Here is a 21,895-nt window from a genome sequence, read left to right as displayed (position 1 = left end):
TTGATTTTTCCTTCGGCGTTCAGGGATTGATCGACATGGGACGCGAAGCCGCACCCGGCACTTCGTCGGCAGGCGTATCGATGCCCGGCGCGTGCGTTTGCAGCGATCCGGGGGCCACGGCCGCATGGGCCGGGTCGACGGGCACGCCGCCCTTCTTCGTCAGCGTCTTGCCGTGCTCCGGCGAGGGCCAGAGGCCGCGCGGACGCACCAGCATGATGATGATCATGGCGAGTGCAATGAAGAGCTGGCGCAGGATGGACGCGTCGAGGCGGCCACCGGTCAGCGACTGCAGCGGGCCGGCAACGTAGCGCAGCACTTCGGGCAGCGCTGCAAGCAGCACGGCACCGAGAATGACGCCGGGCAGATGGCCAATGCCGCCGAGCACGACCATGGCCACGATCATCACCGACTCCATCAGGCTGAAGGATTCGGGCGACACGAAGCCCTGGAAGGCCGCGAACATCGCGCCCGACACGCCGCCGAAGCTCGCGCCCATGCCGAATGCCAGCAGCTTCATGTTGCGGGTGTTGATGCCCATCGCCTTGGCGGCGATTTCGTCTTCGCGAATGGCCATCCAGGCGCGGCCGATGCGCGAGACCTGCAGGCGGTGCGAAATGATCACAGTGGCGATCACCAGCGCAAGGAACAGGTAGTAGTACAGCGAGACCGAAGAGATCGAGAAGCCGTCGAACTTCCATGCCTTGCCGAGGTCCAGGCCCCAGAACTTGATGGAGTCGATGGCCGTGATGCCCTTCGGACCGTTGGTGATGTTGACCGGTTGGTCGAGGTTGTTCAGGAACACGCGGATGATTTCGCCGAAGCCCAGCGTGACGATGGCGAGGTAGTCGCCGCGCAGCTTGAGCGTGGGCGCGCCGAGCAGCACGCCGAGCACGGCGGCCACCACCAGCGCCAGCGGTATCACGATCAGCAGCGAGGTGTGCATGCCGTTCGGGAACATCTGCGCGAACCACGGGAAGGTCTCGGTCAGGTGCGACGAGCCCATGAGCGCGAAGAGGTAGGCCCCCACCGCGAAGAAGGCGACGTAGCCCAGGTCGAGCAGGCCGGCGTAGCCGACCACGATGTTCAGGCCCAGGGCCAGCAGCACGTAGAGCAGAGCGATGTCGGCGATGCGCACCCAGGCGTTGCCCTGCATCTGCAGCAGCAGGGGCAGCGCGAGCACCGCGATGATGCCGATGACGTAGAGGGCGAGGTTCTTGCTGTTCTTCATGTCTCGCTCCTTACGCACGGTCCGCCACGCGTTCGCCGAGCAGGCCGGACGGACGCAGCGTGAGCATGACGATCAGCACGATGAACGCGAAGATGTCGCTGTAGTTGCTGCCCAGCACACCGCCCGTGATGGTGCCGATGTAGCCCGAGCCGATGGCCTCGATGAGACCGAGCAGGATGCCGCCGACCACCGCGCCGGCCAGGTTGCCGATGCCGCCGAACACGGCAGCCGTGAAGGCCTTGAGGCCGGGCAGGAAGCCCATCGCATGCTGCGCGATGCCGTAGTTGGACGCGTACATCACGCCGGCGATGGCCGCGAGCACGGCGCCGATGATGAAGGTGGCCGAGATGACCATGTCGGGGCGGATGCCCATGAGCGCGGCGACGCGCGGGTTCTCCGCGGTGGCGCGCATTGCGCGGCCAAGCTTGGTGTAGTTGACCAGCCACATGAGCACCACGAGCGAGAACGCCGTGACGCTGAGGATCATCACCTGCGTGGGCGAGATCACCGCACCGCCCACGTGGATGGGATCGGTCGACAGCAGGTTGGGATACGCCTTGTTGGTCGGCTTCCAGATGATCATTGCCAGCGTCTGCAGCAGGATCGACATGCCGATGGCGGTGATCAGCGGCGCGAGCTTGGGGCTGTTGCGCAGCGGCCGGTAGGCCACTTTCTCGATCACGAAGTTGAGGGTTGCCGCGACAACGCAGGCAATGATCAACGCGATGAGGAGGATCAGCCAGCCCGGTGTGTTGGGCATGCCGTCCTTCATGAGCCCGATGATGGTCCAGCTCGTGAGAGCCCCGACCATCAGCACTTCTCCGTGCGCAAAGTTGATCAGATTGATGATGCCGTACACCATGGTGTAGCCCAAGGCTATCAAGGCATACATGCTGCCGAGAACCAGACCGTTGATGATCTGCTGCAGCAAAATGTCCATATCGCGATTCCCTATGTGTTGCACCGTTGCGGGGTGCCATTCACCCACCAGGGCACCGGTTTGGCGCCCCTGAGCTGACAAGCAAAAAACCAGCCAACATGTGTCGCTGGCGGATTTGTGGGCGGGATTGTAAGCACGCACCGGCGCTGATTTGGTGCGCTTGGACCGGGGTTTACCCGCTCACGTCATGCTGTATGCGCGTGGGGTCATGCACGCTTTGCGCGCATGCTGCAAGACGGTATCGATGTGGGTATCGACGATCTTGTCAGCTGTTGCCTTCGGCGTTCCGGCGGCGCAGTTCGCGCAGCTTTTCCGCGATGCGGATCTCGAGTCCACGCTCTACAGGTTCGTAGAAAACCTGGCCTTCCAGCCCGTCGGGAAGGTAGCGCTCGCCGGCGGCGAAACCGCCCTCCTCGTCGTGCGCATAGCGATAACCCTTGCCGTAGTCGAGTTCCTTCATGAGCTTGGTGGGTGCATTGCGCAGGTGCATGGGCACCGGGCGTGTGCTGTCCGTCTTCACGAGGGCACGCACCGCGTTGTAGGCCTTGTAGACGGCGTTCGACTTGGGCGCGATCGCGAGGTAGACCACGCATTCGGCCAGCGCCAGTTCGCCCTCGGGCGTGCCCAGGCGTTCGTACACCTCGGCCGCATCGAGCGCCAGGCGCAGCGCGCGCGGATCGGCCAGGCCGATGTCTTCGCTGGCCATGCGAACCAATCGGCGCGCCATGTAGCGCGGATCGGCACCGCCGTCGAGCATGCGCACGAACCAGTAGAGCGCGGCATCGGGGTCGCTGCCGCGCACGGATTTGTGCAGCGCGCTGATGGTGTCGTAGAACTGTTCGCCGCCCTTGTCGTAGCGCCGCATGCGCTCGCCGAGCACGCGCAGCAGCCACTCGTCGGTGATGTGGTCGAGCTTTTCGGCACGGGCCGCGACGGCGAGCGTTTCGAGCGTGTTGAGGAGCCGGCGCGCATCGCCGTCGGCATAGGCCACGAGGCGGTCGACCGCCGCGGCGTCGATGGCGGGCACGGCCTGGATGGCCTGTGCGCGCGCCACGATCTGCTTGAGGTCGTCTTCGCCGAGCGACTGCAGCACGTAGACGGCTGCACGCGAGAGCAAGGCCGAATTGACTTCGAACGAAGGGTTCTCGGTGGTCGCGCCGATGAAGGTGAAGAGGCCCGACTCCACGTGCGGCAGGAAGGCGTCCTGCTGGCTCTTGTTGAAGCGGTGCACCTCGTCCACGAAGATGATGGTGCGCCGCTGCTCCAGCCCGTCGCGCGCGGAGGTGGCACGGTCGACGGCTTCGCGGATGTCCTTCACGCCACCCAGCACCGCGCTGATGCTCAGGAACTGTGCGTCGAAGGCATCGGCCATGAGCCGCGCAATGGTGGTCTTGCCGGTGCCTGGCGGCCCCCAGAGGATGCAGGAATGCGGCTGGCCCGACTCGAAGGCAATGCGCAGCGGCATGCCCGGGCCGAGCAGGTGCTGCTGGCCGATCACCTCGCCCAGCGTCTTGGGACGCAGGCGCTCGGCAAGGGGTTGATGAGCAGTGTTGGCCAAGCCTGTGGCTTATTGCTTGACGACGTCCGCGCCGGCCGGCGGCTTGAAGTCGAACACGCTGGCCGGCAACGAGGGGTTCACCTCGACCTTGCTGAACTTGAGCACCGAGCGCTGGCCGAAGCTGTCGAGGATTTCAAGCGCCGCCAGCGCATCGCCCTGGAAGCCGACCTGCACGCTCTGCAGTTGGCCGTCCTTGTTCTTCGGCGTTGCCTTGACCCACTGCAGGCCGTCGCGCTCCGGCGCGGCTTCGAGCGTGAAATCGGCCTGCAAGGCTCGCAGATCGGGTGCGGCGGCAATCAGCGCCGCGGGCGTGGAGCCCAGCGCCTGCGCCTGCGCGCGCTGCGTGACCTGGTTCAGGTCGGCGTCGTAGAGCCACAGCGTCTTGCCGTCGGCCACGATGTTCTGCGCAAAGGGCTTCTGGTAGTCGAACTTGAATTTGCCGGGGCGCTGGAATTCGAAGGTGCCGGTCGATGTCTTGGTGCGGCCCGGTTGCCCTTCGCGCGCCGGAGCAGTCACGGTCTGGGTGAAATCGGCGCGGCCGGATTTGACCGTCTTCACGAAGGTTTCAAGGCTTTCGAGCCCGCCGGCCCAGGCGTTGGCGGAACTCAGGAGGGCGATCAATAGCCAATGACGCAATTTCAATTTGGATTCCTCTGAATAGCTGTGGCACTGGGCTTCGACCCTACCCGCCGCGAATTGCGGCAGGTGTAGGCCTTGATGAAGATTTGCAATGCCGCAAGGCGTTTTTGCAAATTGCCTTTCAGCACGTAACCTGAATTTCGAAAGCCCCGCGGCGAATTACTCCGCTGCGCGCGCCGGCACCAGGATTTCTCGCTGGCCGCTGCCGCTCATGGCACTGACGAGGCCCGCCTTTTCCATGTCTTCGACAAGGCGCGCGGCGCGGTTGTAGCCGATCTTCAGGTGGCGCTGCACCAGCGAGATGCTGGCCTTGCGATTCTTGAGCACGACCTCGACCGCCTGGTCGTACATCGGGTCTTTCTCGCCATCGCTGCCACCCAGCAGATCGCCTTCACCATCGCCATCGACCGTCCCGCCTTCGAGCACGCCCTCGATGTAGTCGGGCTCGCCCTGGCTCTTGAGGTAGGCCACCACGCGGTGCACTTCCTCGTCGCTCACGAAGGCGCCGTGCACGCGGATCGGCAGGCCCGTGCCACTGGGCATGTAGAGCATGTCGCCCATGCCGAGCAGCGCTTCGGCGCCCATCTGGTCGAGGATGGTGCGGCTGTCGATCTTGCTCGACACCTGGAAGGCGATGCGGGTCGGGATGTTGGCCTTGATGAGGCCGGTGATCACGTCGACGCTCGGGCGCTGCGTGGCAAGAATGAGGTGAATGCCGGCGGCTCGCGCCTTCTGCGCGAGGCGGGCGATCAGCTCTTCGATCTTCTTGCCGACCACCATCATCAGGTCGGCCAGCTCGTCGATCACGACGACGATGTGCGGCTCGCGCTTGAGCGGCTCCGGATCGTCGGGCGTGAGGCTGAAGGGGTTGTAGATGAACTCCTCGCGCGCCTTGGCTTCGTCAATCTTGGTGTTGTAGCCGGCCAGGTTGCGCACGCCGAGCTTGCTCATGAGCTTGTAGCGGCGCTCCATCTCGGCCACGCACCAGTTCAGGCCATGGGCCGCCTGTCGCATGTCGGTGACCACGGGCGCCAGCAGGTGCGGGATGCCTTCGTAGACCGACATTTCGAGCATCTTCGGGTCGATCATGAGCAGGCGAACGTCGCGTGCCTCGGCCTTGTAGAGCAGCGAAAGAATCATCGCGTTGATACCGACCGACTTGCCCGAACCGGTGGTACCGGCCACCAGCACGTGCGGCATCTTCGCGAGGTCGGCCACCACAGGGTTGCCGATGATGTCCTTGCCGAGGCCCATGGTGAGCATCGACTTGCCTTCGTTGTAGATCTGCGAGCCCAGGATTTCGCTGAGCTTGATCGACTGGCGCTTGGCGTTCGGCAGTTCGAGCGCCATGTAGTTCTTGCCCGGAATGGTTTCGACCACGCGGATCGACACCAGCGAAAGCGAACGCGCCAGGTCCTTGGCCAGGCCAAGAATCTGCGAACCCTTGACGCCGGTGGCGGGCTCGATTTCGTAGCGGGTGATCACTGGGCCGGGCGAGGCCAGTACCACGCGCACCTCGACGCCGAAGTCCTTGAGCTTCTTCTCGATCATGCGCGAGGTCATCTCGAGCGTGTCGGCCGAAACCGTTTCCTGGCGCGTCTGCGCGGCATCGAGCAGGTCGACCTGAGGCAACTTGCTGTCGGGCAGTTCCTTGAAGAGCGGCTTCTGGCGCTCCTTGACGACGCGATCGCTCCTGGGCACCTCGGTCATCGCGGGCTCGATCTGCACCGGCGGCGAAGGGGGGCGGCGCTTGGGGCGCGGCTCGATGCGGATTTCTTCTTCGTCGTCGTCGAAGGCGCCGGACGACGGTGCCAGCGAGGGCTCAGAGCGGCCCTGATCGCCACCGCGCGTGAACGCCGGTTCGTCGGCCTCGGCACGCTCGCGGGCGGCCTGCTTGCCCATGGCGATGTCGGCGGCCAGTTCGCGCTTCTCGCGACGCGACTCGAACAGCGAGTAGGCACGCGCACCGATGCGCTCGGCGATCAGGCTCCAGGAGAAGCGGAACACCAGCGCCGAGCCGATCACGCCGCCTGCGATGGCCACCAGCGCCGAACCAGTGAAGCCCATCCAGCGCACGCTGGCCGGACCCACGAGGTAGCCCAGTGCGCCGCCACCAGAGCCCGGCAGGTGGGCTTCGAGCCGGTACAGGCGCGACCATTCGAGCACGGTGCTCGCACACAGCAGCAGGATGAGGCCGAACCAGAAGGCGAGACGGCTGCGGTTGAAGCGACCGCGCGGCGCCGGTTGTTCGCCGGACGACGGTTCGCCGCCGCGCAGCCAGTTGGCCAGCGACGACAACCAGGCGCGCAACCCGGCGAATAGGCACCACCAGACGGAATAGCCTGCAACGTAGTAGCTGCCATCGGCCAGCCAGGCGCCAATGCGGCCGCCCCAGTTCTTGATTTCGCCCCCGGTGCCCGAAGTCGACCAGGCGGCATCGGAAGGCGTGAAGCTCAGCATTGCGAGCAGCCAGAACAACAGCGCGGCAAATCCTGCGATCAGCGTGATTTCGTGAGCGAAGCGCATCGCGCGCATGCGCACGGGTTGCCCCTCGGCAGCAGAAGAAGATTGAAGCGTATTGAGCGAATAGGTCATGAAAAACACGGCGCCCGGCCCGGGAAATCAGGGGCCGGAGGCACGAACACTACAACAAAAGGCCGGGACCGCCGGTAACGGCGGGCCCGGCCCCGGAGGCTCAAGCCAGTGACAGGAGCCGTTCCTTGACGATCATCGATCCGTCATCCATGGTCTGCACGAAACCGCGCTCTTCGAGATCCTTCATCACGCGGCTCACCATTTCGCGCGAGGCACCGACCATCTTGGCCAAGTCCTGGCGGGAGATCTTGTCGCGCACCTTGAGATTGCCAGCGCCGTCGTCGATGGCGAATTCGAGCAGCGAGCGGGCCACGCGTCCGTAGACATCCATCAACGCCAGCGACTCGATCTTGCGGTCGGCATGGCGCAGGCGCTGCACCAGGCCGCGCATGATGTTGTAGGCCATCGAGGAGTTCTCGGGCAGGCAACGCGCGAAGGCGTCGCGGCCCAGCATGAGCACATCGCACTGGATTTCGGTGCGCACGGTGGCCGAGTGCGGCTCGTCGTCGATCAGGCTCATCTCGCCCAGGTAGTCGCCGGGATGCAGCGTGGCAAGGATGACCTCGCGCCCACGGCTGTCGGCGCTGGTGACGCGTGCGCGCCCGGTCAGGATGATGTACAGCGCATCGGACTTCTTGCCCTGCTCCACGACGACTTCTGCGCGCTTGAAGCGCTTCTTGATGATCGCGTCCGCGATGCTGGCGGACTGCGTGGCCGTCAGCGACGCGAACAAAGGAACGCGCCGAAGCAATTCGAGGTTGGACAGCATCGACATTTATCAATCCCTGAGACAGCGCACGGAGCGACCCAGAGGGCAAGCCAATGGATTACTACAATCGCGCGCATTGAAAACACCGTTCACCCGGTGTTGAACCGGGCAGTGATACTCCATATATATCGCTACCACCCTGAAAATGTACACGCTGACGCAGCGCATATCCTAGGTTTTCTACCCATGTCCGCTTCCCAACACGCCAAGGTTTTGATTCTCGGCTCCGGTCCGGCCGGCTATACCGCCGCCGTCTACGCAGCCCGCGCAAACCTTCAGCCCCTGCTCATCACTGGCATCGCCCAGGGCGGGCAATTGATGACCACGACCGAGGTCGATAACTGGCCGGCCGACGTTCATGGCGTGCAGGGCCCCGACCTGATGCAGCGCTTCCTGGAGCACGCCGAACGCTTCAAGACGCAGATCGTGTTCGACCACATCAACAAGGTCGACCTGAGCAAGCGCCCCTTCACCCTCACCGGCGACAGCGGCACCTACACCTGCGACTCGCTGATCATCGCCACGGGCGCTTCCGCGAAGTATCTGGGCCTCGATTCGGAACAAAAGTTCATGGGCCGCGGCGTCTCCGCATGCGCGACTTGCGACGGCTTCTTCTACCGCGAGCAGGAGGTCTGCGTGATCGGCGGCGGCAACACGGCCATCGAAGAAGCACTCTATCTCGCCAACATCGCGAACAAGGTGACGCTGGTCCATCGCCGGGACAAGTTCCGCGCCGAACCCATCCTGATCGACAAGGTCAAGGAGAAGGTCGCCGAAGGCAAGATCGTGCTGAAGCTGCACAACGAACTCGACCAGGTGCTGGGCGACGACTCGGGCGTGACGGGCATCCGGATCAAGAACACGCAAACCGGCGCTACCGAGCAGATCGACCTCAAGGGCTGCTTCATCGCCATCGGGCACCACCCCAACACCGACATCTTCCAGGGCCAACTGGAGATGAAGGACAACTACATCCTGACCCGCTCGGGCCTGCAGGGTTTTGCCACTATGACCAGCATTCCGGGCGTCTTTGCCGCCGGCGACGTGCAGGACAACGTGTACCGCCAGGCCATCACGAGCGCTGGTACCGGCTGCATGGCGGCACTCGACGCCCAGCGCTTCCTGGAGCAGGACGGCACCCTGTAGCCAATGCGGCCCCCAAAAGGGCTATAATCCGAGGCTTTGCCGAAACAGGGCTCTCTCACGAGCCGCGGCAAAGTCGGGGTACCGCCACCCGTTTCTGGCGAGGTCAAGCTGCAAAACACCCTGCAATCGCCCTGATTGCGCCGGTGCCAGCTGTTCAAGAAAGAGTGTCCTCATGGCACGCGTATGCGACGTAACGGGCAAAGGCCCGATGGTCGGAAACAACGTTTCCCACGCCAACAACAAAACCAAGCGCCGGTTCCTGCCGAACCTGCAATACCGCCGTTTCTGGGTCGAGACTGAAAACCGCTGGGTTCGCCTGCGTGTTTCGAGCGCTGCACTGCGCCTGATCGACAAGAACGGCATCGACGCCGTGCTCGCAGACCTGCGCGCACGCGGCCAAGCTTAAGGAGCTGAAACATGGCAACGAGCAAAGGCGGACGCGAAAAGATCAAGCTGGAATCCACCGCGGGTACCGGCCACTTCTACACGACCAGCAAGAACAAGAAGACGATGCCTGAAAAGATGTCGATCATGAAGTTCGACCCGAAGGCGCGCAAGCACGTCGAATACAAGGAAATCAAGCTGAAGTAATTCGGCTCCGGTTTTCCCAATAAAAACCCGCTGCTAACCCAGCGGGTTTTTTGTTGCCCGTCGATTTGCAATGCAAGAACGGCGGACATAAAAAAGCCGACCCTGGGTCGGCTTTTTCATTGAGCGCGGAATCGTCAGGCGCGGGCAGCGCGCAGGCGGGTCGAGAAGTCGCGCAGACCGGCAATGCCGCTGGCTTCCGCCCGATGGCACCAAGCCGCCAGATCGGCCGCCAGCTGCTCGCGCGATTGCGAGGTGTTCAGCCACAGCTGACGCAGCTCTTCACGCATCGTGACCATCTTGTCGAGCACCGGGTGGGCAGCGCGGGCCTGCACGACATGCGAGCGAGCCGAAGCAGGCACCTTGTCGTCGTCGCGGTGCAGCCAGCGCTTGGCGGCCTTGAGCACCGACAGGTCGGCACCCTTGGTCTTCAACGCATCCAGCTCCTGGCTGGTGGCACGGCGCATTTCGCGCGCATAGCCGGCCATGACTTCATAGCGGTTGGCGATGACGGCCTCGAGCGTCTTCTCGTTGGCCACAGGCTGGATGTCGCCCATCAACATCTTCGGCGGCACCTTCTTGACCTTGGCCCAGCCGAGCTTCTGGAGCGCCTGGATGTAGATCCAGCCGATGTCGAACTCGTACTTCTTGACCGAGAACTTGGCCGAAGTCGGGTAGGTGTGGTGGTTGTTGTGCAGCTCTTCGCCGCCGATGATCAGGCCCCAGGGCATGATGTTGCGGCTGGCGTCGGGCGCCTCGAAGTTGCGATAGCCCCAGTAGTGACCAATGCCGTTGATAACGCCGGCAGCGGTGATGGGAATCCAGAGCATCTGCACAGCCCACACGGCCATGCCGAGCGTGCCGAACAGCGCCAGGTTGATCACCAGCATCAGGCCCACGCCTTGCCAGCTGTAACGCGAATACAGGTTGCGCTCGATCCAGTCATCGGGCGTGCCGTGACCGTAGCGCTCCATCGTTTCCTTGTTCTTCGACTCGGCACGATACAGCTCGGCGCCGCGCCAGAGCACTTCGTCGATGCCCTTGACCTGCGGGCTGTGCGGGTCGTCCTGCGTTTCGCACTTGGCGTGGTGCTTGCGGTGAATGGCGACCCATTCCTTCGTCACCATGCCGGTGCCGAGCCACAGCCAGAAGCGGAAAAAATGCGACGGGATCGGGCCCAGATCCATGGCCCGGTGCGTTTGCGTGCGGTGCAGGAAGATCGTGACCGCGGCAATCGTGATGTGCGTGGTGACGAGCGTGTACAGCACGACTTGCCACCATGCGATGTCCCACAGGCCGTGTCCGAGCCATTGGATGGCCGCGTTCAAAACGGCGGAGTCAGGAAGCAACATTGAGTCAGGTACTCCATGGCCACACGAAGGTGCAGCCTTCAGATAACCCGCGATTTTAAAGCGGCAGGCCTAAAACAAAGCCTTTAAACCTTCAAGAAAAGCGCAGATTAACCCTAGTTTGGAGTCCCGCCCCTATTTGCGGTTCCACACCGCGGCAAAGAAACCGTCGGTCGAATGGCGGTGCGGCCACAGGCGCAGGTAGCGCTTTGCGCCCTCCCCGCCGGCGCAAAGCGCCTCGAAACCTTCGATTTTCAGGCCCTGCAGCAATTCCGCCACATCCACGGGCACGAAATCGGGATTGGCGGCGCTGAAAGCCTCCGCAATCGCCTCATTTTCCTCCGGCAGCACGCTGCAAGTGGCGTAAACCAGACGACCACCCGATTTCACGAGCCGCGCCGCGCTTTGCAGGATAGCGGTCTGCTTGACCGTCAATTCCTCGACCGACTTGACCGATTGGCGCCATTTCAGGTCGGGATTGCGTCGCAGCGTGCCCAACCCCGAGCAGGGCGCATCGACCAGCACGCGGTCGATCTTGCCCGCCAGGCGCTTGATACGGTCGTCGCGCTCATGGGCGATGGCGGCCGGATGAACATTCGACAGCTTGCTGCGCGCCAGTCGCGGCTTGAGCGCGTCGAGCCGGTGCGCCGACGTGTCGAAGGCATACAGCCGGCCGGTATTGCGCATCGTCGCGCCAATGGCCAGCGTCTTGCCGCCCGCGCCAGCACAAAAATCGACCACCATCTCGCCGCGCTTGGCATCCAGCAGCAGCGCCAGCAACTGCGAGCCCTCGTCCTGCACCTCGATGGCGCCACGGACAAAGGCATCCAGCTTGGTCAGCGCCGGCTTGCCGTCGATGCGCAAGCCCCAGGGCGAGAACGGAGTCGCTTCCGATTTGATAGCAGCCTTGGCAAGCTCAGCCTTCACATCCGCGCGCTTGTCGGTCAGCGCATTGACGCGCAGATCGAGCGGCGCAGGCTGTTGCAGGGCTTCGACCAGCGGCCAGAAACCATCGCCCAGTTGCGCCTTCAGCGGGGCCACCAGCCACTCGGGCAGGTTGTGGCGATGACGCTCCAGCAGATCGTCCGGCTTGACGGCGTCGCAGTTGTCGAGCCAGCGCTTCTCGGTGTCGTTGAGAGCGCCCTTCAAAAAGTCGCGCGGGCCGTGAAAGCCCAGGATCGCCATGCGGCGCTCCTTCGAGCCACTGCCCGAGGGCGAGAGGTGGTCGAACAGCAGCTTCTTGCGAAGCACGGTGTAGACGGTTTCGGCAAGCGTCGCGCGCTCGCGCGGACCGAACTCGCGGTGGTCGCGGAAGAACCGCGAAACGACCTGGTCGGCCGGGTGATCGAATTTCAGGACAAGGCCGACCAGATCGGCGGTGGCCTCCAACAGGGCTTTGGGGTGCATCCCCCGATTGTCTCAGCCGCAGCCCTGCCCGACCCGAAGGGCTATGCGCCGCGCGTCCAGACCGCCCCGAAGGCTTCCCGTTCGATGTCTTCCAGCTTCGGCGAATGACCAGCCCACAGCACCAGCGCAGCGCCTGGCAGCGTGAGGGTCTGCTCCAGCTGACGGCACAGGTTCCAGCGGTCTTCGTCGTCGAGCCCCGGCAGTTCGACGAAAACAATGTAGGCACGGCGCCACGGGAATTCGCGCAAGTTCTTGCGCACCAGCCAGGCCCGCGAGGCGGACAGGCAACGCACGAGGTCAGCCCGCAGTTCGCCCAGCTCGTAGTCGTTGAGGTCGTGCCGCGAGATCTGGCTGAAAAACGGCGTGCCGGTGATCTCTTCCCAGGCGCGCTCCTCGGCCTCTTCTGCTTCCTTGAGGCGGCCGCGCCACAACTTCAGCGCCTCTTCATCGTGCGGGCCCGCGTCTGGATCTTCGAGCGAGGCCACGGCGCTCCTGGCCGCCCACCACCGGCTGGCCGCGCCGGAGCCATGCAAGCGCTCGAGCACGGCAAGGCGCGCCTCGCGATCGCTCGCGGGCAGCATCTGGGCCAGTCCCCGCAGCGCGCCGGGATGCTCCGGCGCGATCTGCAGGGCGCTCTCGTAGCGCAAGCGCACAGGAGCTGCCGGGTCAAGCCGCCGCTCGGAATCGGCCCATTCGACCATCTCGTCCGGCGTGTTGCGCTCGCCTCGCGCGGCCAGCACCGCGATGCGCTCGCGGATGCGTGCCCGATGCGCATGGTGCTGCTTCCAGTCGGCGGCATGGGCGCGGCGCCACTGGCTGTCGAAATACTCGATCCACTTCTTGCGGTCGGCCAGCAATTCGAGCGCCGGACGCATCGACCACTCGGGCATGGCCGCCTTCTGGCCGAGCGCCTCCAGACGGTCCCGCAAGACCGGGTGGGTGTCCTCCAGGTCGCTGACGCGGCGCATCGCCTCGCGCAACGCCTGGCGCGCGAAGTCGTCGCCGGGCGGTGTGCGCACGCGCTTGCGCAGGGCCGCGAACGGGCCCGGCGGCTGCGGCTCGTGCTCGGCGCGGGCCCAGTGCCACGGCCAGAATTCGTTGGCGTACCAGTTGCCCTTGATCGCGATCTCGGTCAGCGCGGCCGCCGCCACGGAACTGCCCAGCAGCCGGCCCGAGATACGGTCGGCCTCATACTCGTCCTGGCGGGCCAGCGCGAAAGTCTTGGCCGCGAAGCGCGGAAAGTACCAGCGGAAGAAGGCCTGCGAGAACAGCGCCATCACGCCCTCGTTGCGCTGCAGGTTGGCGTCGAGCTTGAGCCACGACAGCCGGGTGCGGTAGATCCACGCGCTCAGCTTGCCGTGGTTGCCGCGGAGGTGGCCGTACTCGTGCGCCAGCACCGACAGAAGCCGCCGCCGGTCGAGCATCATCAAGAGCGGCAGGCCGATGCTCAGCGAGTTGACCGCGCCGCCGAACAACCCGAAGCGCGGCACCTGCCGGATGCTGGCGTTGAATTCGTCGTCGAGATAGACGTGGTGGACCGGCGGCCCCTTGATCTTGCTGCGAATGCGGTCCAGCGCCTCGAAGAGTGCCGGCGCGTCTTCCCGATGGAGCTCGATGCCCTCAGGCTCGTCGAAGCGCACCCAGAGCGCTCGCAACGTGGCCCACAGCAGGCCCGCGGCGAACAGCAGCAGCCAGCCCCGTGTGAAGTTGAATCGCACCTCCCCGATCGAGGAGAGCACCCAGACGATGAGGCCCACCGAGAGCCCGAGGCAGCCCAGCACCCACAGGTAGCCGAGCGCGGCAAAGGCCGCGACGCTGCGTCGATAGCGCGCACTGTCGTCCGCACTGGCATGCTCGCTCAGTCGAACCAGGTGAACAAAATCAGCGCGATCCATCCGACTCCCGTCAAATCAAGCCCCGACAGTTTTTGAAGAAAGAAGCCCCCGTTGAACGACGAAGACCTCCCACCCCTGATCGAAACGCCCCTTGGCCGCTACCGCCACTACAAGGGCGGCGAATACGAAGTGCTCGGCACCGTGCGGCACAGCGAGACGCTGGAGCCGATGACGCTGTACCGCGCCCTGTATGGCGCCCATGGCCTCTGGGTCCGGCCAGCCGCCATGTTCGGCGAAACCGTCGAGATTGACGGCGTGCCCCGGCGAAGATTTATTCCGATCTAGCCAGTCAGGCTGCGCACGCCCGCCCTGACTCAAAAGATTGCTACCTTTTCAGTAGCAATCCACATTCCTTCAACCGCAGCGGACGTCCGTTACGCGGCCGCGGGCGTCGACATCGAGATTGAGCCGTCCGCCATTGAGTTCCATCGTGGCCGCATCGCCAGGCTTCAGCACTCGCACGATTCCGGCGCCCGAGCGCACGCGGGCGGCGGCTTCGAGCTGGGGCGTCAGCGGCTGGCCTACGGCAAAGCGGGCGCCATCTGCGTTGCATTGGTAGACCGGTTCAGGCGGCGGCGCAGGTGCCGGGGCGGGCGCGGGCGCCGGAGCGGCACAGCCCGCCATCAGGGCAGCGCCGGCAACGGCCAACAGCAACGATTTGGTTTTCACTTTCTGGACTCCCGAAAACCCGCGAATATAAACAACTTTAAGGTTTGTGACTCAATGTATCTGACAACCATCCGGCGATGGCACGCGGATACAACAGATGCTCCTGCGCCAGGACCCGCCCGGCCAGGGTGGCCGCGGTGTCATCGGGCAGCACCGGCACGACGGCCTGCGCCAGGATCGGCCCGTGGTCGAGTTCGGTGGTCACCTGGTGGACCGTCACGCCCGCCACCTTGCAGCCCGCCTCGATGGCGCGCTGATGCGTGTGGAGACCCGGAAACGCCGGCAGCAGCGAGGGATGGATATTCACCAGCCGACCTGCATAGCGGCCGACGAAGCCCGGCGTCAGGATGCGCATGAAACCCGCCAGCACCACCAGCGCTGGCGCATAGCCGTCGATCACCTTCGCCAGCGCCTCGTCGAAGGCCTCGCGGGAGGCGAAATCCTTGTGCGGGACCACCGCGGTGTCGATGCCGTGGGCCTTGGCGATCGCCAGCCCGCCGGCCTCGGCCTTGTTGCTTACTACTGCGGCAATGCGAGCGCCGAAACGCTCGGCCCAGCGGTCGCGCTCGGCGGCGCGCACGATGGCCGCCATGTTGGAGCCGCCGCCGGAGATCAGGATCACGATGTTCTTCATGGGAGGCGGGATTATCCGTGGCGCGTGTCTTGTCGCCGCGCGGACACCGATTCACAGCACGACCGTGCTAAAACTCGCAGTTCCGGAGACACACCGCGTCTGCGGTGAACCGATCAACACAGCGAGGCACGCATGGATTTGAGCTTCACACCCGAAGAACAGAAGTTCCGCGAAGAGGTTCGCGCCTGGGTCAAAGAAAACCTCCCCAAGGAGATTTCGCACAAGGTGCACAACGCGCTCGAATTGACGCGCGACGATCTGCAAGGCTGGGCCAAGATCCTCGGCAAGAAGGGCTGGCTGGGCTACGGCTGGCCCACCGAGTTCGGCGGCCCGGGCTGGACCGCCGTCCAGCGCCATCTGTTCGAGGAAGAAACCGCCCTCGCCGGCGCACCGCGCATCGTCCCGTTCGGCCCCGTGATGGTCGCACCGGTGATCATGGCCTTCGGCAATGCCGAGCAGCAAAAGCGCTTCCTCCCCGGCATCGCCAGCGGCGAAGTCTGGTGGAGCCAGGGCTACAGCGAACCCGGTTCGGGCTCCGACCTGGCGTCTGTCAAGACAAAGGCCGAGCGCAAAGGCGACAAGTACATCGTCAACGGCCAGAAGACCTGGACCACGCTCGGCCAGTACGGCGACTGGATGTTCAACCTCGTGCGCACCAGCAACGAAGGCAAGCCCCAGACCGGCATCAGCTTCCTGCTGCTCGACATGAAGTCGCCCGGCGTCACTGTTCGCCCCATCAAGCTGCTCGACGGCGGCCACGAAGTGAACGAAGTGTTCTTCGACAACGTCGAAGTGCCCGCCGAGAACCTGATCGGCGAAGAGAACAAGGGCTGGACCTACGCCAAGCACCTGCTCTCGCACGAGCGCACCAACATCGCCGACGTGAACCGCGCCAAGCGCGAGCTCGAGCGCTTGAAGCGCATCGCCAGGAGCGAAGGCGTCTACGAAGACCATCGCTTCCGCGACGAGATCGCCAAGCTCGAAGTCGACATCGTCGCACTCGAGATGATGGTGCTGCGCGTGCTCTCCGCCGCCACCTCGGGCAAGAACTCGCTCGACGTGGCTGGCCTGCTCAAGATCCGCGGCAGCGAGATCCAGCAGCGCTACAGCGAACTGATGATGCTGGCCGGCGGCCCGTATTCGCTGCCGCTGATCCGCGAGGCGATGGAAGCCGGCTGGCAGGGCAACTTCCCGGGCGGCAACCCGGCGCTCGCGCCGCTGACGTCGACCTTCTTCAACATGCGCAAGACCACCATCTACGGTGGCTCGAACGAAGTGCAACGCAACATCGTCGCGCAGACGGTTCTGGGCTGAGGAGACACGCACATGGATTTCAATTTTTCCGACGACCAGGAACAACTGCGCGACGCCGTTCGCAAGTGGGTCGACAAGGGCTATGACTTCGAGCGCCGCCGCGGTATCGAGGCCAAGGGCGGCTTCTCTCGCGAGGCCTGGGACGAACTGGCCGAGCTCGGCCTGGGCGGCCTCTACATCAGCGAGGACGACGGCGGCCTGGGCATGGGCCCGGTGGCCGGCATGGTCGTGATGGAAGAGCTGGGCCGCGGCATCGTGCTGGAGCCCTTCGCGCAGACGCTGATCGCCGGTGCCGTGCTCAGCGGCTATGCCGCTGCCGACACCAAGGACAGCTGGCTGCCGCGCATCGCGGGCGGCCAGGCCATCGTGGTGCTGGCGTACCAGGAACGCAAGGCACGCTACCGCCTCGACGTGTGCGACGCCCACGCAGCAAAGACCGGCACCGGCTGGTCGCTGAACGGCGCCAAGAGCGTGGTGCCCGTGGGCGACGAAGCCGACGCTTATCTCGTGCCCGCCAAGGTCGACGGCAAGATCGCCCTCTTCCTGGTCGAGCGCAGCGCCAGCGGTGTCGAAGCCCGCGGCTACGGCACGCAGGACGGCGCCCGTGCCGCCGAAGTGGTGTTCGACAAGGCCGACGCCACACTGGTCACACTCGACGGCCTGGCCGCGCTCGAGTACGCCGTGGACGTCGGCATTGCCGCCACCTGCGCCGAAGCCGTCGGCGTGATGGACAAGACCGTGGCCGTCACCATCGACTACATGAACCAGCGCAAGCAGTTCGGCGTGACCATCTCCACCTTCCAGGCGCTGCGCCACCGCGTCGCCGACATGAAGATGCAGCTCGAACTCGCGCGCTCGATGAGCTACTACGCGACGCTCAAGCTCAACGCCCCGGCCGACGAGCGCCGTCAGGCGCTGGCCCGCGCCAAGTACCAGCTCGGCGTGTCGATGCGCTATGTGGCCGCCAACTCGGTGCAGCTGCACGGCGGTATCGGTGTGACCGACGAATACATCGGCAGCCACTACTTCCGCAAGCTCACGCAGATGGAAATGACCTTCGGCGACACGCTGCACCATCTGGGCGAAGTGTCGGCCCGCATGCAGGACACGGCTGGCGTCTTCGCCTGACGGACTTTTTCCCCTAGCATCCAACGCCCGCCCGCCTTCGCGCCGGCGGGCGTTTTCACTTGGAACCCAGAACTCCAGGAACCCAGGAACGAAACATGCAATCCCGCCGCACCCTTCTTCTTGCCATGGCCGTCACAGGGACAGCCGCCACAGCCATGCTGACCGCCTGCGCCACCTCCCCTACGCCTTCGTACACCGAGCGCCCACCCATCGTGTTCATGCACGGCAACGGCGACTCGGCCGCGCTCTGGCAGACGACGATATGGCGCTTCGAGTCGAACGGCTGGCCGCGCGACCGGCTCTTCACGGTCGACCAACCCAATCCGGTCGCGCGCGACGACGACGCCGTGGCCCAGCCCGGGCGCAGTTCGACCGGCGAGTCGGCGGTGTTCCTCAAGGCTGAAGTCGACAAGGTGCTAAAGGTGACGGGCGCCAGCAAGGTCGTGCTGATCGGCAACTCGCGTGGCGGCAACACCATCCGGAACTACGTGCAGAACGGCGGCGGCGCGGCAGTGGTGAGCCACGTTGTGCTGGGCGGCAATCCGGCGCACGGCATCTGGGCGGTGAAGGGCTTCCGCGAGAACAACGAGTTCTCGGGGCTGTCAGGTTTCATGCAGCAGCTCAATGCGCCGAAGGGACCGAACGGCGAGGAAGTCACGCCGGGCGTGAAATGGATGACCCTGCGCTCCGACAACAACGACAAGTACGCACAGCCTGACGGCGTGTGGATCGGCGCGCCCGGCAAGCCGACCAACATCGGCTTCGACGGGCCGGCGCTCAAGGGCGCGACCAACATCGTGCTGCCGCGCGTCGACCACCGCGAGACTTCGTTCTCGCCCGCCGCGTTCGCCGCGACGTGGCAGTTTCTGACCGGGCAGGCGCCGCGCAGCACGGATGTCGCGGCGGAGACGGATGTGGTGCTCAACGGCCGTGCGATCGGCGCGGAAAACCTTTCGCTGAACGGCGCGAAGGTGACCGTCTATGCCGTCGACCCCGCCACCGGCGCGCGGCTCGGCGAAGCCGTCTTCACCAAGTCCGTCGGCGCCGACGGCCGCTGGGGGCCCTTCAAGGCGCGCGGCGACGCGGCCTACGAGTTCGTCCTGGCCACGCCCAGCTACGGCACCACGCACATCTACCGCAGCCCGTTCCCGCGCAGCAGCAGCGTCGTGAACCTGCGGCCGGAGCGCGTCATACCCGCCGACAACGGGGCCAGTGCCGTCGTCGTGTTCACGCGCCCGCGCGGCTACTTCGACGCACAGCGCGACACCATGCGCTTCGATGGCAAGAGCCCGCCCGCCGGCGTGCCGCCGAAGGGGTCGGGCGTGTCGACATCGCGGCTGCGCATCGAGGGCGGCGGCGCGCCGCGTGCCGTGAGCGGCGAATTCAACGGCGAGCGCATCACGGGCCTGACCTGGCCGGCCGCGAGCGAACACACGACCGTGCTCGAGCTGACCTACTGAGGCACAGGCGGCCATGACCGACACGGACACCCCCTTCGTCCTGCAGGCGCGCGACGAGCGCGGCGTGGTCACGCTTACGCTGAACCGGCCGGCCTCGTTCAACGCGCTCTCGGAAGGCATGCTGGGCGCGCTCGAACAGGCGCTCGGCGAGATCGCGGCCGACGAGACCGTGCGCGCCGTCGTCATCGCTGCGGCGGGCAAGGCTTTCTGCGCCGGCCATGACCTGAAGGAAATGCGCGCCGAACCTTCGCTCGGCTACTACCAGCAGCTGTTCGAGCGCTGCGGCGCGATGATGCTGTCGATCCAGAAGCTGCCAGTGCCGGTGATCGCGCGCGTGCACGGCATCGCGACGGCGGCAGGCTGCCAGCTGGTCGCGGTCTGCGACCTGGCTGTGGCCTCGAGCGAGGCGCGCTTTGCGGTCAGCGGCGTGAACGTGGGGCTGTTCTGCGCCACGCCGAGCGTCACGCTCTCGCGCAATCTCGGCCGCAAGGAAGCCTTCGAGATGCTGGTGACGGGCGAATTCATCAGCGCGCAGGAAGCGCGCGAAAAGGGACTGGTCAACCGGGTGGCCCCGCCCGGAGAACTCGACGCGGCCGTCGAGACACTGGTGGCCAGCATCGTTGCCAAGCCCCGCCAGGCGCTCGCTTTGGGCAAAGCCCTGTTCTACCGCCAACTGGAAACCGGCATCGAGGCCGCGCTAGCCGACGCCAGCCAGACCATGGCCTGCAACATGATGGACGAGAGCGCGCTGGAAGGCGTTCAGGCCTTCATCGAGAAGCGCCCGCCCGACTGGAAGCGCTGAAGCTAGGTGTCGTGCAGCCGCGAGCTTTGCGGCAGATGCGCCATCAGGAACTCCATCTGGTCGGCGAGGATTCGCCTGTTTCGCAGAATGAAATCTTCCCAGAGGCTGGGCACGTAGGGCGCGTACAGCAGCGGCATGTTCGCCTGTTCGGGCGTGCGGCTGCTCTTGCGGTGGTTGCACGGCTTGCAGGCCGTGACCACGTTCATCCAGGTGTCGATGCCCTTCTGGGCAAACGGAATGATGTGCTCGCGCGTGAGCTCGTCTTCGTGGAAGTGCCCGCCGCAGTACGCGCAGATGTTGCGGTCGCGCGAAAACAACTTGCTGTTGGTGAGCCCGGGCCGCTGCGCGAAGGGGTTGATGCGTGGCACGCCCTTGGTGCCGATGATGCTGTTGATCGCAATCTGCGACTGCTCGCCCGTGATCGCGTTGTGGCCGCCACGGAACACCGCCACCTGCGCGCCCACTTCCCAGCGAACTTCGTCCGCCGCATAGTGGATCACCGCCTGTTCCAGCGAAATCCATGACTGGGGCAGCCCTTGGGCCGACAGCTTCAAGACCTTCACACACGCCTCCTCGAAAAGTGAGAGAACACGGAAAGACCAGGGACACGGAGCGCATTGAAGACCGACGCCAATCAACGCACTACGTCACAATATACCGGCTTTGTGACAAATCGGCCTGATTCGCCCATTTGACGGGCGAAAGGCGCTATCAAAAAGATACTCACCGATGCAGGTTTTTCGCGGCTTCCGGCACCCGGGCGTAGCTCCTGCCTGCGCCCTCACCATTGGCAATTTCGACGGCGTGCACCGTGGCCACCAGGCCATGCTCGCGCTCTTGCAGACCGAGGCCCGCCAGCGCGGGCTGCCGAGTTGCGTGCTCACCTTCGAGCCCCACCCGCGCGACTATTTCGCCGCCATCACCAAGAAACCCGACCTTGCGCCGGCACGCATCGGCACGCTGCGAGACAAGCTCAGCGAGCTGGCTGCCTGCGGCGTGGCGCAGACCATCGTGCTGCCGTTCGACGGCAGGCTGGCCTCCCGGTCGCCTGAGGAGTTCATCCAGGAGGTGCTGATCGACGGCCTGGGCGCGCGCTACGTGCTGGTGGGCGACGACTTCCGCTTCGGCGCCAAGCGGGCCGGCGACTACGCCATGCTCGATGCGGCCGGCGATGCCCGCGGCTTCGACGTGGCACGCATGAACAGCTACGAAGTGCACGGCCTGCGGGTTTCGAGTTCCGCCGTGCGCGAAGCGCTGGCCGAAGGCCGCATGGCCGACGCCCAGACACTGCTCGGGCGCCCGTACACCATCTCCGGCCACGTGGTCCATGGCCGCAAGCTCGGCCGGGCGCTAGGCGCCTCGGCACCGGGCAAGGACGACGGTTTTCGCACCCTCAACCTGCGCTTCAAGCACTGGAAGCCGGCCGCCAGCGGCATCTTCGCGGTGCTGGTGCACGGCCTGGCTGACCAGCCGCTGCCGGGCGTAGCGAACCTCGGCGTGCGCCCCTCGCTGGACGCCAACGACGTCAACGCCGGGCGTGTTTTGCTGGAGACGCATTGCCTGGAGTGGCCCTCCCATCTGGGCGCCGAAGGGGCCTACGGTAAAATCGTCCGCGTGGAACTTCTGCACAAACTGCACGACGAATTGCGCTACACCAGCCTCGAGGCCCTCACTGCGGGCATCGCGAAGGATGGCCGCGACGCGCGCGCGTTCTTTGCATCGACCCACGCGGAAACCCACCGCCAGACCACGCGCGACCGAATTTAGCCCTGCA

21 protein-coding genes are annotated in these 21,895 nt (G+C 65.1%); 9 read left to right on the top strand and 12 right to left on the bottom strand.

Going from position 1 to position 21,895, the window contains the following annotated elements:
- Positions 1–19 precede the first annotated feature (19 nt).
- From BLV60_RS01885 to BLV60_RS01860, 6 genes are all read right to left on the bottom strand, one after another.
- On the bottom strand, positions 20–1,228 hold the full coding sequence (locus BLV60_RS01885) for a branched-chain amino acid ABC transporter permease (protein ID WP_093048991.1): 1,209 nt from the start codon (positions 1,226–1,228) through the stop codon (positions 20–22).
- Positions 1,229–1,238: 10 nt separating this feature from the next.
- Positions 1,239–2,168 (bottom strand): branched-chain amino acid ABC transporter permease, encoded by a 930-nt coding sequence (locus tag BLV60_RS01880; RefSeq protein WP_093048988.1) that lies wholly within the window; start codon positions 2,166–2,168, stop codon positions 1,239–1,241.
- Between the two features lie 265 nt (positions 2,169–2,433).
- A complete protein-coding gene (locus tag BLV60_RS01875) occupies positions 2,434–3,726 on the bottom strand; it encodes a replication-associated recombination protein A (RefSeq protein WP_093048985.1) in 1,293 nt (430 codons plus the stop codon).
- A gap of 9 nt (positions 3,727–3,735) precedes the next feature.
- Entirely contained in the window at positions 3,736–4,368 is a 633-nt protein-coding gene (gene lolA, locus BLV60_RS01870) for an outer membrane lipoprotein periplasmic chaperone LolA (RefSeq protein ID WP_093048981.1), read from the bottom strand.
- A gap of 156 nt (positions 4,369–4,524) precedes the next feature.
- Positions 4,525–6,960 (bottom strand): DNA translocase FtsK, encoded by a 2,436-nt coding sequence (locus tag BLV60_RS01865; RefSeq protein WP_093048978.1) that lies wholly within the window; start codon positions 6,958–6,960, stop codon positions 4,525–4,527.
- Positions 6,961–7,060: 100 nt separating this feature from the next.
- Positions 7,061–7,735, bottom strand: a complete 675-nt coding sequence (locus tag BLV60_RS01860; protein WP_093048975.1) for a Crp/Fnr family transcriptional regulator — start codon at positions 7,733–7,735, stop codon at positions 7,061–7,063.
- Positions 7,736–7,915: 180 nt separating this feature from the next.
- Here BLV60_RS01860 and trxB point away from each other — a divergent pair, with 180 nt between their 5' ends.
- From trxB to rpmG, 3 genes are all read left to right on the top strand, one after another.
- A complete protein-coding gene (gene trxB, locus BLV60_RS01855; RefSeq protein WP_093048972.1) occupies positions 7,916–8,875 on the top strand; it encodes a thioredoxin-disulfide reductase in 960 nt (319 codons plus the stop codon).
- A gap of 172 nt (positions 8,876–9,047) precedes the next feature.
- Positions 9,048–9,281, top strand: coding sequence for a 50S ribosomal protein L28 (rpmB, locus tag BLV60_RS01850; protein ID WP_007830293.1), 234 nt, complete (start codon positions 9,048–9,050; stop codon positions 9,279–9,281).
- An 11-nt stretch (positions 9,282–9,292) separates the two neighbouring features.
- Entirely contained in the window at positions 9,293–9,466 is a 174-nt protein-coding gene (rpmG, locus tag BLV60_RS01845) for a 50S ribosomal protein L33 (RefSeq protein WP_007830291.1), read from the top strand.
- Between the two features lie 134 nt (positions 9,467–9,600).
- On the opposite strand, the gene BLV60_RS01840 is transcribed toward rpmG, so the two are convergent.
- The 3 genes from BLV60_RS01840 to BLV60_RS01830 all read right to left on the bottom strand — a co-directional run bounded on the left by BLV60_RS01840 (position 9,601) and on the right by BLV60_RS01830 (position 14,114).
- Complete coding sequence (locus BLV60_RS01840) at positions 9,601–10,815, bottom strand: DesA family fatty acid desaturase (RefSeq protein ID WP_093048969.1); 1,215 nt, start codon at positions 10,813–10,815, stop codon at positions 9,601–9,603.
- Between the two features lie 132 nt (positions 10,816–10,947).
- Positions 10,948–12,219, bottom strand: coding sequence for an RsmB/NOP family class I SAM-dependent RNA methyltransferase (locus tag BLV60_RS01835; protein ID WP_093048966.1), 1,272 nt, complete (start codon positions 12,217–12,219; stop codon positions 10,948–10,950).
- Between the two features lie 41 nt (positions 12,220–12,260).
- Positions 12,261–14,114 carry a M48 family metallopeptidase gene (locus BLV60_RS01830; RefSeq protein WP_093048963.1) on the bottom strand — a complete coding sequence of 618 codons (1,854 nt, stop codon included), beginning with the start codon at positions 14,112–14,114 and terminating at the stop codon, positions 12,261–12,263.
- A 51-nt stretch (positions 14,115–14,165) separates the two neighbouring features.
- Between BLV60_RS01830 and BLV60_RS01825 the strand changes: the two genes are divergently transcribed.
- Entirely contained in the window at positions 14,166–14,399 is a 234-nt protein-coding gene (locus BLV60_RS01825) for a DUF1653 domain-containing protein (RefSeq protein ID WP_093048960.1), read from the top strand.
- Positions 14,400–14,468: 69 nt separating this feature from the next.
- Here BLV60_RS01825 and BLV60_RS01820 read toward each other — a convergent pair whose 3' ends face one another.
- Both BLV60_RS01820 and purN read right to left on the bottom strand, forming a co-directional pair.
- The gene (locus BLV60_RS01820) at positions 14,469–14,783 is read right to left on the bottom strand and encodes an I78 family peptidase inhibitor (protein WP_093048957.1); all 315 of its coding nucleotides are present in this window, start codon (positions 14,781–14,783) and stop codon (positions 14,469–14,471) included.
- A gap of 37 nt (positions 14,784–14,820) precedes the next feature.
- The gene (gene purN / locus BLV60_RS01815) at positions 14,821–15,417 is read right to left on the bottom strand and encodes a phosphoribosylglycinamide formyltransferase (RefSeq protein ID WP_093048954.1); all 597 of its coding nucleotides are present in this window, start codon (positions 15,415–15,417) and stop codon (positions 14,821–14,823) included.
- Positions 15,418–15,549: 132 nt separating this feature from the next.
- Here purN and BLV60_RS01810 point away from each other — a divergent pair, with 132 nt between their 5' ends.
- From BLV60_RS01810 to BLV60_RS01795, 4 genes are all read left to right on the top strand, one after another.
- Positions 15,550–16,731 carry an acyl-CoA dehydrogenase family protein gene (locus BLV60_RS01810; protein ID WP_093048951.1) on the top strand — a complete coding sequence of 394 codons (1,182 nt, stop codon included), beginning with the start codon at positions 15,550–15,552 and terminating at the stop codon, positions 16,729–16,731.
- 12 nt (positions 16,732–16,743) lie between these two features.
- On the top strand, positions 16,744–17,859 hold the full coding sequence (locus tag BLV60_RS01805) for an acyl-CoA dehydrogenase family protein (protein ID WP_093048948.1): 1,116 nt from the start codon (positions 16,744–16,746) through the stop codon (positions 17,857–17,859).
- 95 nt (positions 17,860–17,954) lie between these two features.
- Positions 17,955–19,319, top strand: a complete 1,365-nt coding sequence (locus BLV60_RS01800) for an alpha/beta fold hydrolase (RefSeq protein WP_093048945.1) — start codon at positions 17,955–17,957, stop codon at positions 19,317–19,319.
- Between the two features lie 13 nt (positions 19,320–19,332).
- Positions 19,333–20,121: an enoyl-CoA hydratase gene (locus BLV60_RS01795; protein WP_093048942.1), complete on the top strand. Its 789-nt coding sequence runs from the start codon at positions 19,333–19,335 to the stop codon at positions 20,119–20,121.
- A 2-nt stretch (positions 20,122–20,123) separates the two neighbouring features.
- On the opposite strand, the gene BLV60_RS01790 is transcribed toward BLV60_RS01795, so the two are convergent.
- The gene (locus BLV60_RS01790) at positions 20,124–20,684 is read right to left on the bottom strand and encodes an HNH endonuclease (RefSeq protein ID WP_093048940.1); all 561 of its coding nucleotides are present in this window, start codon (positions 20,682–20,684) and stop codon (positions 20,124–20,126) included.
- A 166-nt stretch (positions 20,685–20,850) separates the two neighbouring features.
- Here BLV60_RS01790 and BLV60_RS01785 point away from each other — a divergent pair, with 166 nt between their 5' ends.
- Positions 20,851–21,888: a bifunctional riboflavin kinase/FAD synthetase gene (locus BLV60_RS01785; RefSeq protein WP_093048937.1), complete on the top strand. Its 1,038-nt coding sequence runs from the start codon at positions 20,851–20,853 to the stop codon at positions 21,886–21,888.
- The last annotated feature ends 7 nt before the right edge of the window (positions 21,889–21,895 follow it).

The organism is Variovorax sp. YR634, assembly GCF_900106655.1.
GTDB lineage: Bacteria > Pseudomonadota > Gammaproteobacteria > Burkholderiales > Burkholderiaceae_C > Variovorax.
The sequence above is the reverse complement of the archived record's forward strand: the minus strand, read 5'-3'. Positions and strand labels throughout refer to the sequence as shown.